The organism is Aeromonas sp. A35_P, from assembly GCF_002259925.1.
Lineage (GTDB): Bacteria > Pseudomonadota > Gammaproteobacteria > Enterobacterales > Aeromonadaceae > Aeromonas > Aeromonas dhakensis.
Genome location: NZ_NEVB01000038.1, coordinates 1 through 11,644 on the forward strand (window position 1 = coordinate 1; position 11,644 = coordinate 11,644).

At 62.1% G+C, this 11,644-nt stretch carries 11 protein-coding genes; 6 read left to right on the top strand and 5 right to left on the bottom strand.

Features of this window, described 5'->3' with window-relative positions; translation table 11 throughout:
* Positions 1-49 precede the first annotated feature (49 nt).
* Positions 50-430: a hypothetical protein gene (locus tag CAK78_RS03385; RefSeq protein ID WP_094696362.1), complete on the top strand. Its 381-nt coding sequence runs from the start codon at positions 50-52 to the stop codon at positions 428-430.
* A 208-nt stretch (positions 431-638) separates the two neighbouring features.
* Here the strand turns inward: CAK78_RS03385 and CAK78_RS03390 are convergent, their stop codons facing one another.
* The gene (locus CAK78_RS03390) at positions 639-1,541 is read right to left on the bottom strand and encodes a LysR family transcriptional regulator (RefSeq protein ID WP_094696370.1); all 903 of its coding nucleotides are present in this window, start codon (positions 1,539-1,541) and stop codon (positions 639-641) included.
* A 126-nt stretch (positions 1,542-1,667) separates the two neighbouring features.
* On the opposite strand from CAK78_RS03390, the gene CAK78_RS03395 reads away from it, so the two are divergent.
* From CAK78_RS03395 to CAK78_RS03405, 3 genes are all read left to right on the top strand, one after another.
* A complete protein-coding gene (locus CAK78_RS03395) occupies positions 1,668-2,234 on the top strand; it encodes an NAD(P)H-dependent oxidoreductase (protein WP_094696363.1) in 567 nt (188 codons plus the stop codon).
* Between the two features lie 123 nt (positions 2,235-2,357).
* The gene (locus CAK78_RS03400) at positions 2,358-2,762 is read left to right on the top strand and encodes a g-type lysozyme inhibitor (protein WP_094696364.1); all 405 of its coding nucleotides are present in this window, start codon (positions 2,358-2,360) and stop codon (positions 2,760-2,762) included.
* A gap of 111 nt (positions 2,763-2,873) precedes the next feature.
* Complete coding sequence (locus CAK78_RS03405) at positions 2,874-3,353, top strand: DM13 domain-containing protein (protein WP_094696365.1); 480 nt, start codon at positions 2,874-2,876, stop codon at positions 3,351-3,353.
* A 90-nt stretch (positions 3,354-3,443) separates the two neighbouring features.
* Here the strand turns inward: CAK78_RS03405 and CAK78_RS03410 are convergent, their stop codons facing one another.
* The 3 genes from CAK78_RS03410 to CAK78_RS03420 form a co-directional block, all read right to left on the bottom strand.
* Positions 3,444-4,664 (bottom strand): aromatic amino acid transporter, encoded by a 1,221-nt coding sequence (locus CAK78_RS03410; RefSeq protein WP_005307366.1) that lies wholly within the window; start codon positions 4,662-4,664, stop codon positions 3,444-3,446.
* Between the two features lie 287 nt (positions 4,665-4,951).
* The gene (locus CAK78_RS03415) at positions 4,952-6,169 is read right to left on the bottom strand and encodes a 4Fe-4S binding protein (protein WP_094696366.1); all 1,218 of its coding nucleotides are present in this window, start codon (positions 6,167-6,169) and stop codon (positions 4,952-4,954) included.
* Between the two features lie 244 nt (positions 6,170-6,413).
* Positions 6,414-7,121: a GntR family transcriptional regulator gene (locus CAK78_RS03420; RefSeq protein ID WP_010635556.1), complete on the bottom strand. Its 708-nt coding sequence runs from the start codon at positions 7,119-7,121 to the stop codon at positions 6,414-6,416.
* A gap of 284 nt (positions 7,122-7,405) precedes the next feature.
* Here CAK78_RS03420 and CAK78_RS03425 point away from each other — a divergent pair, with 284 nt between their 5' ends.
* Both CAK78_RS03425 and CAK78_RS03430 read left to right on the top strand, forming a co-directional pair.
* Positions 7,406-8,992 (top strand): alpha-glucoside-specific PTS transporter subunit IIBC, encoded by a 1,587-nt coding sequence (locus CAK78_RS03425; protein WP_094696367.1) that lies wholly within the window; start codon positions 7,406-7,408, stop codon positions 8,990-8,992.
* A gap of 2 nt (positions 8,993-8,994) precedes the next feature.
* On the top strand, positions 8,995-10,314 hold the full coding sequence (locus CAK78_RS03430; protein WP_094696368.1) for a 6-phospho-alpha-glucosidase: 1,320 nt from the start codon (positions 8,995-8,997) through the stop codon (positions 10,312-10,314).
* A gap of 69 nt (positions 10,315-10,383) precedes the next feature.
* Here the strand turns inward: CAK78_RS03430 and CAK78_RS03435 are convergent, their stop codons facing one another.
* Positions 10,384-11,388, bottom strand: coding sequence for a substrate-binding domain-containing protein (locus tag CAK78_RS03435; RefSeq protein ID WP_094696369.1), 1,005 nt, complete (start codon positions 11,386-11,388; stop codon positions 10,384-10,386).
* Between the last annotated feature and the right edge of the window lie 256 nt (positions 11,389-11,644).

An 11,644-nucleotide genomic window follows, 5' to 3' on the forward strand; every position in this document is an offset into this window, starting at 1 on the left:
ATTTTAATTTCCGCCATTCACCTGAAACACACAGATGGAGATGTGTAGAATGATTATAAAAAAGAAGTTCGTTATGTTGGCAGCCTTGTCCACCCTGATGTGCTCTACCAGTGCCTTGGCCACTTACCGGGTCGACGTGCAGTGTCTTGATCGGGTCATCTTGACCGATGTGCATGCCGGCTATATCAAATCGGCCAGTGGCGGCCCCGACGCCGGCAATGCGGTAGTGATTTCATGGGAAAAGAATTATGAGCAGGGCAGCACGAGCTTCCATGTCTTCAAGAACCTGAATGATTACCCCGGCAGGGGCATGTTCGAGATGGCTTTGCTGGCGCTGGAACGCGGCCTGCCGGTCAGCGCCTGGGGCAATGATGCCCAGTGCTCCGGCGGGATTCATCAGTTGAAGATCACCCGCAGCTTCAACCCCTAATCCTGCCGGCGTACAGGCAGGTACGATAAATGGAGTGAACACCAAGCCGGGCCAGTCAGCTGCGCCCGGCTTTTCTCACTCTCCTGCCAGACCCCATGCATCCCACCCACTGGCCCACCGACTGGCTGGCCAGCCGCTCATACACCCGATGACACTGCGCAGATCGAGCCAGCACAGAGTGCTGGCATGGGATGGAGCCAGTGCCGGCTTATGGCAACGACCGATGGGCCAGCAGGTAGTCGATCAGGGCGCGAACCCGGCCGGTCTTGGCGCTTTCCCGCCGGTAATAGAGGTGCAGGCCGGGATGGGTCACCCACCTGGGCTCCAGCACAGGCATCAGGGTGCCGGCTGCAAGATGGGGCGCGGCCACCGGCTCGATCATCATGCCGATGCCCAACCCCTGTTTGGCAGCATCGATCATGGCGTCGGTGTCGTTGACGATAAGCGCCGTGCCCATCTCCGGGGCCGGCGTATTGTCATCGAAAGTCAGCCGCAGTGCGGACAGACGGTTGGAGGTGGTGAAGCGATAGCGGATCAGGCGATGCTCACTGAGCTGCGCCGGCGTCGTCGGCATGCCGTGCCTGGCCAGGTAGTCGGGCGAGGCGAACAGCGCCTCGCGCAGGGAGCCACTCAACGGGCGCGCTACCATGCCCTCGTCGACCCGATCGCCTGAGCGAATGCCGAGGTCGATCCCCTCCCGCAGTATGTCGACCGTGGCATCCGAGAGGTGCAGTTCCAGTTCGATCTCCGGATATTGGCGGCAAAAGCCGGCATACAGCGGCTGCAAGAAGCTCTGGAACACGTAGCGGGGCAGGGTCATTCGCACCTTGCCGGCAGGGGCGCGACCATGTTGGCCCACCAGCTCCAGTGCACCGTCGAGGGTCGTCATGGCGTGACCGGTCTGGTCGTGCAGCTGTTGCCCCGCCTCGGTCAGCTCCATGCTGCGGGTGGTACGCCGAAACAGCGCCAGCCCCACGGTCTGCTCCAGCTGTTTGAGCGCCAGACTCACGGTCGGGGCCGACATCTCGAGCCGGCGAGCAGCACCTCGGATCGACCCCTCCTGCACGATGCAGTGGAAAATCATCAGACAGTGGAAGGTGGATCCTTTCATGGTGATGGCCACTTTTGTTAGTTAATGACTAACAATCATTTTGCCCATTCCCGTCTAAAAATAAACAGTTCTCCCCCTTATAGTGGCGCCAGTCCACCCAATACGGCTTTCACAGGAGAACACGCCATGAGCAAGGTGCTGGTCATTTCCGGTCATCCCGACCTGTCCCACTCTTTTACCAACCGGGTCATCCTCGGCGAGCTGGAGGAAGCCATCGCCGGCGTCCGGGTGCGGCGCCTCGACCAACTCTACCCCGATGCCCGCATCGACGTGGCAGCCGAGCAGCAGGCCCTGCTGGAGGCCGACATTCTGGTACTGCAGTTCCCCTTCTACTGGTATTCGGTGCCGGCGCTGCTGAAAAAGTGGTTCGACGAGGTGCTGACCTTCAACTTCGCCTATGGGCCTGAGGGGGACAAGCTCAAGGGCAAGCCGCTGCTGCTCTCCCTGACCGTGGGCGGGCCGCAGGAGTCCTATCGCCCGCTCGGCTACAACCACTTCACCATTCCCGAGCTGCTCAAGCCCCTCGAGCAGCTGGCCTACCTGACCGGCATGGCCTATGAGCCGCCGGTCTGGAGCCACGGCATGGTCTATATCCCCGAGGTCTACAACACCCGGGAGCTGGTCGAGGCTCGCGCTCGCGACCATGCCAGCCGACTGATCGCCGCCATCCGGGAGTTGCAGCAGGCGAACTGAACAGGGGAGCGGTCGTCCTTCTCGATGGCGCAGAAGCGGTCCGGATAGGCAGCCCGCCATTTTGGGCATATCTTGTCGAACAGGCCCTGCCAGGGTGACAGGGCCCCTTCACGAGGTGCAACGATGAAACGAGCAATCCAGGCCGCCCTGCTGGCCGTCACCATGGCCGCCGGGGCGCAGGCTGCCGACAAGGTCACCACAGTGCCGGTGCAGTTTGCCAAGGGGGCCCACAGCGCCCAGCTCAAGGGCAGCTTCGCGGGCTACGACACCATTCACTACACGCTGGTGGCCAAGGCGGGCCAGACCATGACGGTCAAGATCGGCGGCAGCAGCAACGCCAATTTCAACCTCTTTGCCCCCGGCGCCCAGCCCGGCCAGGCAGAGGCAATCGGTCGCAACGACGGCGATGGCCAGTGGCAAGGCGCCCTGCCCACCTCTGGCAAGTACCTGATCCAGGTCTATCAGATGCGCGCCTCCGCCCGCCGCGGCGAGCAGGTGCCCCACACCCTCTCGGTCAGCATCCAGTAAGCCCCGCCAACGCGATGCCCGTGCAACCACCGCCATGCCCCATTCCGGGCTGGGCATGACGGCGGCCTGCTGGTAGGGTGATGCCATCAATTAATCAACGACCGAGGCACTATGCAACGCAAAACCCTGGCCCTGCTGCTGGCCAGCCATCTGCTGGTGGGCGCCGCCGGCTTTGTGGCCGGCATCTATGCCCTGCCGATCCTGATCGCCCCGCCCGCCCCCGCCAACGAACAGGTGGCCGCCCGGCAGGCTCAAGCCAGCTTTCACGGCACCTTTCGCCGGGATCTGCAAGACAGCGACCGGCTGCACTGGGGCGAAGGGCAGGTCAGCATAGGGCCCGATGCCATCAGCCTGATGGGCAGGCTGGCGCCGGGCCCCGACTACCAGCTCTACCTGTCGCCCACCTTCGTCGAGACCGAGGCCGACTTTGCCCGCCTGAAGGAGAAGATGGTGAAGGTCGGGCCAGTGAAGACCTTCGACAACTTTATCGTCCCCCTGCCTGCCGATGTGAACCCGGCCGATTACGACAGCGTGATCATCTGGTGCGAGACCTTCGGCCAGTTCATCACCGCCGCCCGCTACCGGCCGTAGCCCCGTCAGTACTGCACCATAAAAAACGGCGCCATAAGGCGCCATTTTCTGTCGCAGCCTGCCGCGGCAGACCGGGGGGATTCAGCCCCTTCAGCCGGTATAGACCGGCAGCAGGCCCGCCATGTTGAGCAGGTGGAAGGCGGCGGTCAGCACCCCGAACAGGAAGACGCCGACGATCATCGGCATGCCACCCGGTGCGCGGAACCCCTCGTCCTTGCCCTCCTGCTTGCCGGCGCGCACCTTCCAGGCCAGCAGGGCCGGGATGATACAGGTCCACAGGGTGGCCACGGCACCCGCGTAGCCGATGGCCATCAGGAAGCCGAACGGGAACAGCAGGGAGAGCAGCAGCGGCGGCAGGAAGGTGGCAGCCCACGACTTGGCACGGCCCTGGCGGCTGTTGTCGAACTTGAACAGATCCGCCAGATAGTCGAACACCCCCAGCCCCACTCCGATGAAGGAGGAGAGGATAGCCGCCATGGAGAAGGCGTTGAGGGCGCTGGCGACCGCCTCGGATTCAATCACCGAGGCCAGCGCCTTGAGCAGCACGTCGACGTTGCCGCCCTGCGCCACCACGGGCCCGAACTCGCTGCGCGGCAGGTTGCCGAACACGCTCACCAGCCAGATGAGGTAGAACAGCAGCGCGATGGCGGTGCCACCGAGGATGGCGTAGCGGGCACGGCGCTCTTCACCGTAGTAGGCGCGCATGGACGACACCGAGTGGTGATAGCCGAACGAGGTGAGCGCCACCGGCAACATGGCCAGCGCATAGGGGGCATAGCTGGCGTGCTGGCTCAGAGTGTCGAACAGCAGGGTCGGCTTGATGTTGATGGAGAGCCCGGAGATGCCAAACACAAAGCTGAGCCCCATGGCGATGACCAGCACTACGGAGATGCGATCCACTGCCCGGGTGGAGTGCCACACCAGGCCGGAGAAACCCAGGGTAAACAGGATGGAAGCCCACTGGCTGCCGATGCCGGTCATGCCGTCTATGATGAGGCCGGCCGAGGTGATGTAGGCGTAGAGCAGGATGCCGCCGACGAAATAGACGGTGAGGTTGTTGAAGGCGTTGACCTTCTCCCCCAGCAGCTCACGGGTGACGGTATCGAACGACACGCGCAGCGGATAACCCTGATAGGACTCCAGCAGCATCCAGCCGGAGACTGTCATCACTATCATGGTCAGGGTGATGGCCAGTACCGACCAGAGGGTCCAGGCGCCCGCCCCTGCACTCGGCAAACCCAGCATGCCAGCCCCGACACAGACGCCGGCAATGATGCATGCCCCGCCTACCAACGATGGTTTCTGTCCCATTTACTTCTCCAAAGACGATTGTGGATCTGATCGCGACCGCGGACCGTTGCATTTGCTACGCCGGTTGTCATGGTAGATCGCGCTCATCTAGGTGCCGGCGCCCGGCGCTGACTGCTTCGAAGAGGAAGCGAGGTGCGCTCAGGACTGACTGCCGGTCCGGCACGGCAGCAGAGCCGCCATGTCGGGGAAGGGACTTTACCCTGCTCCCCCTCAGGTATCAAATTCGGGTGCATTTTTCAGGCAGCCCGGCCCCCTGGGCAGACCGCCTTTGACCGGCGTGTCGGTATTCAATGGGTCAGCTGCGGCAGCAGTTGCAGCAGCTGGGCCCGTACCTCGAGCGGTGTCTGGCTGACCCAGATCCCCAGCAGGCCGTAAGCGAGCAGCGGCAACACCAACAGCAACAGACAGAGCAGCCCCAGCAAGCGTGGAGGGCTGAGCCTGCGCCCTTTCGTGCCCAAATGCAGCGCATCGGCCCGCTTGGGGCAGGCGGCCACGCAGCTCAGGCAGCTGGTGCACTCGAGGCTGTGCACCGCGATGAGCTGATGCACCTGGATGCGCGACGGGCAGGCCCGGCTGCACTTGTCGCAGTCGTGGCCCTGGCTTCGCAGGCAACTGGCCGGATCGCGGCGGATGCGCAGCACCGTCAAGAGACCGAGCAGGGCCAGCCAGGCGCCATAGGGGCAGAGATAGCGGCAAAACCCTTGCCGGAAGGTGGCGGTGAGCAGCAGCACCCAGCCAAGGCAGAGACCCGAGATCAGGGTCAGGTTGAAGAAGAAGGCCCCCATCTTCATGTCCACCGCCTGATGGTAGGGGCTGGTGAAGTAGCCGGGCAGAGCGGCGCTTGGCACCGCGATCAGCACGATAAACAGCAGGAAAGCGAGCACCAGAAACTTCTGGCCGAGCAACACGACATCGAGCCAGCGCGGCGGGGTCCACTCCCCCGACAACAGGCGAGAACGCAGGCCGTGCAGCCACTCCCCCACCAGCCCGAGCGGGCAGAACCAGGCGCAGAAGGCCCGCCCCAGCAGCAGGGCCGACAGCGAGAGCACCAGCACGGTGACGGTGGCCGCCGGATGGTGCGGATCCACCAGCCCCTGCCCGAGCCAGGCCCGCAGCCCAAGCCCACCGGCGATGGGCAGGAAGCCGTCCACCACGTCAGGGCGCACCAGCCAGGGGCTCATCCCCTGCCCCAGCTGCCAGACATGCAGGCCGTACTGCAGCGTCACCAGCCCCCAGCAGAGCAGTAGCCACTGGCGCGTGCGCCCCCGCAGCCACTGGCTGTCGAGCGCCTTGAGGGCGGGCCGCGGCCGCAGGTAGTGCCAGAAGGCAAGCGCGGCGGCCACCAGCCCCAGGCCGAGCCAGAGCAGGCTGTCCGCCGCCAGCAGCCAGAGCATGAGCAGCAGGCCGAGGGCAAGACGCCACTGCCAGCCGGATCGCGCCTGCCACGCCAGCAGCACCAGATAGGCCAGGCCGGCGGCCATGGTCACGGCTTCGATCACGCTCATGTTTCCCTCACTGCCTCATCCACCACTGGCGGCAAGGATAACGGACATCTGAATTGATTATTTTGATCTGCATGAGCAGAGGGGGACATTCGCGCTCATGCCCCTCCCCATGGTTGAACCTTATGCCTTGCGGCTGTTGAGCAGCGGCTGGTCCGACTCGAACTGATGTGCCAACCCCAGACCCATCAAACAAAAACCCCCTCGCTGGCGAGGGGGTTTGCATACGCAACAAGGTGAGGACAGGCTAGCCGCGGGCGCGGCGCAGGTGGTAGTCGACGTGATAGTCGTTGGCATTGCGGAACATGATGGAGTAGTTGAGAAACTCGCCGTTCTCACCGTATGAAAGCGAGGTGAGCCGCAGGATGGGCGCCCCCTGCTCGATGTGCAGCAGCTCGGCCATGCGCCGGTCGGCCAGCACGGCGCTGAAGCTTTCGTAGTTGCCGGCGATGGGGAGCTGGCACTCGTTCTCGATGTAGGCGAACTTGGATCCCTCCAGATGGGCCACCGAGAGGGTGCGAAACAGCCGCACCGGCATGTAGCTCTCCTCCACCAGCAGGGCCCGGCCGTCCACCGAACGCACCCGATTGGAGAAGTAGACCGGCTCGTTCACCTTGATCCTGAGCTGGCTGGCGATGGCGGGTGGGGCCGGCATGGTGCGAAACTCCAGCACCTCGCTGGTCAGGCTGCGGCCCTGTTCACGCATCAGTTCGGTGAAACCGCTCAGCCCCTTGGTCTCGTGCTGCACGTCCTTCTTGGTCACGTAGGTGCCGCTGCCGTGGCGCCGCTCCACCAGCCCCCACTCGATCAGCATGTCCACCGCCTTGCGCACCGTCATCCGCGATACCCCGAACTGACTCGCCAGAGTTTTCTCGCTCGGCAGGACATCCCCCACCCGGCAATCCGCCCCGTTGACCCGGATACGCAATCGATCCGCCACCGATTTGTAGATCACTGCTAGACCTCTCCTCACCCAGCCGGGGTGGCGACCCATTCGCTCGCCTTTATTTCAACCAGCTGAAAATAAACAATTTTAAATTCAAATAACCCGATAAAAACGTCACAAAAACAAGACGTACAACAATATCGCAAAATTTAGATCTCTTTGTCTAAATAAGTGCATGCGCCGGATCACATAACCACCACATATTTCATGAGGGCCTGATCGCTTGTTGTTAGGTTCAATTCAGCAACACGACAACAGCAGTCAGACAATTCTCTAATAAAAAGGGACGCTATATGCTCAGTCAAATTCAACGTTTTGGCGGGGCAATGTTTACGCCTGTATTACTGTTTCCATTCGCAGGTATGGTGGTAGGCATTGCAATCATGCTGAAAAATCCCATGTTCGTGGGAGAGACACTGGCCAATCCTCAGGGACTGTTTTTTCAAATAGTTCATATTATTGAAGAGGGTGGCTGGACAGTATTTCGAAATATGCCGCTGATATTTGCCATCGGCCTGCCGATCGGTCTGGCAAACAAGGCTCAGGCCCGTGCCTGCCTCTCTGTGCTGGTCAGCTTCATGACCTGGAACTACTTCATCAATGCCATGGGGATGACCTGGGGCGACTATTTCGGGGTCGACTTCAACCAGGCGGTGGGTGGCGAGAGCGGGCTGGCCATGGTGGCCGGCATCAAGACCCTGGACACCAGCATCATAGGTGCCATCGCCATCTCCGGCATCGTCACCGCCCTCCACAACCGGCTGTTCGACCGACAGTTGCCGGTCTTTCTCGGCATCTTCCAGGGCAGCTCGTTCGTCACCATAGTCGCCTTCTTCGTGATGATCCCCTGCGCCTGGCTGACCCTGCTGGGCTGGCCCAAGGTACAGATGGGCATCGCCTCCCTGCAGGAGTTCATGCTGGTCTCCGGCCCGCTCGGCGTCTGGGTTTACACCTTCCTTGAGCGGATCCTGATCCCGACCGGCCTGCACCACTTCATCTACGGCCCCTTCATCTTCGGCCCGGCCGCGGTGGAAGGCGGTATCCAGCTCTACTGGGCCCAGCACATGCTGGAGTTCAGCCAGAGCACCCGGCCGCTGATCGAGCTGTTCCCCCAGGGCGGCTTCGCCCTGCACGGCAACTCCAAGATCTTCGGGGCCATGGGAATTGCACTCGCCATCTACGCCACCGCCGCCAGGGAGAACAAGGCCAAGGTGGCCGGCCTGCTGATCCCGGCCACCCTGACCGCCATGCTGGTGGGGATCACCGAGCCACTCGAGTTCACCTTCCTCTTCATCTCGCCGCTGCTGTTCGCCATCCATGCCCTGCTGGCTGCCACCATGGCGACCGTGATGTACCTGTTCGGGGTCGTCGGCAACATGGGCGGGGGTCTGCTCGACCAGTTCCTGCCGCAGAACTGGATCCCCATGTTCCACAATCACGCCGGCATGATGTTTACCCAGATTGCCATCGGCCTGACCTTTACCGGGATCTGGTTCCTGATATTCCGCACGCTCATTCTGAAATTCAATTTGAAAACCCCTGGGCGGGATGAAAGCGAAATAAAACTGTATTCCAAGGCCGATTATCAGGCCGCCAAAAAACAACGTGGCCATGATATTGCCGGCCATATCCTGGCGGCGCTCGGTGGTGCTGAAAATATCAACAGTCTGAACAACTGCGCCACCCGGCTGCGCATATCGCTACGCGATGCGGGTCTGGCGGCAGCGGATGATGCTTTCAAACAATTGGGTGCCCACGGCGTGGTTCGCCACGGTGACAGCATCCAGATCATTATCGGTCTGCATGTGCCCCAGCTGAGGGAAAACATGGAGAGCCTGATGAACACCCCCTCCTCCTCTTCTTTCGTAACGGAGTCATGATCATGAAAAAATTCTCTGTCGTCATTGCCGGCGGTGGCAGCACCTTTACCCCGGGCATCGTTCTCATGCTGCTGGAGAACCAGCACCGCTTCCCGCTGCACGAGATCAAGTTCTACGACAACGATGGCGCCCGCCAGGAGGTGATCGCCGAAGCCTGCCGCGTCCTGCTCAAAGAGAGAGCCCCGGACATTGCCTTCAGCTACGGCACCGACCCCAAGGCGGCCTTCAGCGGGGTGGACTTCGTGATGGCCCACATTCGGGTCGGCAAGTACCCCATGCGCGAGCTGGACGAGAAGATCCCGCTGCGCCATGGGGTGGTCGGCCAGGAGACCTGCGGCCCAGGCGGCATTGCCTACGGCATGCGTTCCATCGGCGGCGTGCTGGAGCTGGTCGACTACATGGAGCAGTACTCGCCGGATGCCTGGATGCTGAACTACTCCAACCCGGCCGCCATCGTGGCCGAGGCGACCCGTCGCCTGCGTCCCCACGCCAGGATCCTCAACATCTGCGACATGCCCATCGGCATCGAGGGGCGGATGGCCCAGATCGCTGGCCTGCCGTCACGCAAGGAGATGCGGGTGCGCTACTACGGCCTCAACCACTTCGGCTGGTGGACCCGCATTGAGGATCTGGCGGGCAACGACCTGATGCCGGCCATCAAGGCCCACGTGGCCAAACACGGCTATGTGCCCAAGCAGGCCGGCCACGCCGAGGCCAGCTGGAACGACACCTTCGCCAAGGCCAGGGACGTGTGGGCCCTTGATCCGGACACCCTGCCCAACACCTATCTGAAGTACTACCTCTACCCGGACTATGTGGTGGCCCACTCCAATCCGGAGCACACCCGCGCCAACGAGGTGATGGAGCACCGCGAGAAGCAGGTGTTCAGCGCCTGCCGCGCCATAGTGGCGGCCGGCAACGCCTCGGCCGGCGAGCTGGAGATCGACGAGCACGCCTCCTACATAGTGGATCTGGCCACCGCCATCGCCTTCAACACCCAGGAGCGGATGCTGCTGATCGTGCCGAACCGGGGCGCCATCCCCAACTTCGACCCGGAGGCCATGGTCGAGATCCCCTGCCTGGTAGGCAGCAGCGGCCCCGAACCGCTGCAGGTGGGCAACATCCCGCTGTTCCAGCAGGGCATGATGGGCCAGCAGGTGGCCGTCGAGAAGCTGGTGGTGGAGGCGTGGATCGAGCGCTCCTATCAGAAGCTGTGGCAGGCGATCACCCTCTCCAAGACGGTGCCGAGCGCCTCGGTGGCCAAAGCCATCCTGGACGACCTGATCGCCGCCAACCAGGAGTACTGGCCGCCACTGCAATAAACGCGGGCCAAACAAAAACCCCCTCGCTGGCGAGGGGGTTTTCTTGTTGCTGGCTCTGCCGTGGCGCGATCAGCGCAGGGACTTGACCGAGCGGCGGACGATCAGCTCCGGCTGCACCGTCATCGACTCGACCTCCAGCTCCTTGTTGCGGATCCGGCTCACCAGCTGCTGCACCGCCAGCAGGCCGAGCTCGGCCTTGGGGTGGCGGATGGTGGTGAGCGGCGGGCTGGAGAAGCGCGCCATCTCCACGTCGTCATAACCGATAATGGAGATGTCGTCCGGCACCTTGACCCCGGCTTCCCAGGCGGCGCAGATGGCGCCGATCGCCATGGGATCGTCGAAGGCGAACACCGCGGTCGGCCGCGGGGTGAGGGCCAGGATCCGCTGCATGGCATCGAAGCCGCTCTGGCTCTCGTAATCCCCTTCGAAGACCTGCTCGTCTTTCAGGGTCAGCCCCTGTTCGGCCAGGGCATCGCGCACCCCGTCCAGCCGCTGCTGGGTGGTCGGTTTGGCCAGCTGACCGGTGATGCAGACGATGTCGCGGTGACCCTGCTCCAGCAAATGACGCACGGCCAGGCGCGCACCGATGCGGGCGTTGTCATTGATGACGTTGGCAAAGTCGCACTCGGTACCCCAGTCCAGCACCACTTGCGGCACATTTTTGTGAATGCGCAGCATGTCGCGCAGCGGGGTATCGATGTCGGTTCCCAACACCAGCAGACCGTCGACCCGCTTCTCCATCAGCATGCGCAGGTAGTGCTGCTGACGGGGCGGCTGGTTCTCGGTGTTGCAGAGGATCAGGCTGTAGCCCTGCTCGAAGCAGTACGCCTCCACCCCCTGTACCACTTCCGCAAAGAAGGGGTTGGCACTGGTGGTCACCAGCATGCCGATGGTCTTGGTCGAGTTTATCTTGAGGCTGCGCGCTACCGAATTGGGCGCGTAGTTGAGTTCTGCCACCGCCTCAAGCACTTTTTGGGTTGCGTCTTCGCTGACCCGACGGGTGTGATTGAGTACATGTGAGACGGTGGAGATGGATACGCCTGCGCGGGAGGCGACATCCTTGATAGTGGCCATCTCTGTCTCCTGAAGATCAAAGGCGGAACATTAGCAGATTTCCCGAATAAAGGCTTGGTTTTAACGAGTGCTGCCAATGAATTGTCAATGCTGGCTAATCTAGGCGGTCATTTCTATTTGCGCAAACGGATTTTGGTCAAAATGGGAGCATCGTCAGAGTAAAATATCGTCAGTTTTTTCATCTATCATTTATCAAAAGCGCGCCTTGTTGAGAAGATGTTAATTGCCATCATCAGCATCAACCTCTAAATAGACA

Coding starts and splice junctions, on each gene's coding strand:
- CAK78_RS03385 (WP_094696362.1), top strand. CDS start 50: ATGATTATAAAAAAGAAGTTCGTTATGTTGGCAGCCTTGTCCACCCTG.
- CAK78_RS03390 (WP_094696370.1), bottom strand. CDS start 1,541: ATGAAAGGATCCACCTTCCACTGTCTGATGATTTTCCACTGCATCGTG.
- CAK78_RS03395 (WP_094696363.1), top strand. CDS start 1,668: ATGAGCAAGGTGCTGGTCATTTCCGGTCATCCCGACCTGTCCCACTCT.
- CAK78_RS03400 (WP_094696364.1), top strand. CDS start 2,358: ATGAAACGAGCAATCCAGGCCGCCCTGCTGGCCGTCACCATGGCCGCC.
- CAK78_RS03405 (WP_094696365.1), top strand. CDS start 2,874: ATGCAACGCAAAACCCTGGCCCTGCTGCTGGCCAGCCATCTGCTGGTG.
- CAK78_RS03410 (WP_005307366.1), bottom strand. CDS start 4,664: ATGGGACAGAAACCATCGTTGGTAGGCGGGGCATGCATCATTGCCGGC.
- CAK78_RS03415 (WP_094696366.1), bottom strand. CDS start 6,169: ATGAGCGTGATCGAAGCCGTGACCATGGCCGCCGGCCTGGCCTATCTG.
- CAK78_RS03425 (WP_094696367.1), top strand. CDS start 7,406: ATGCTCAGTCAAATTCAACGTTTTGGCGGGGCAATGTTTACGCCTGTA.
- CAK78_RS03430 (WP_094696368.1), top strand. CDS start 8,995: ATGAAAAAATTCTCTGTCGTCATTGCCGGCGGTGGCAGCACCTTTACC.
- CAK78_RS03435 (WP_094696369.1), bottom strand. CDS start 11,388: ATGGCCACTATCAAGGATGTCGCCTCCCGCGCAGGCGTATCCATCTCC.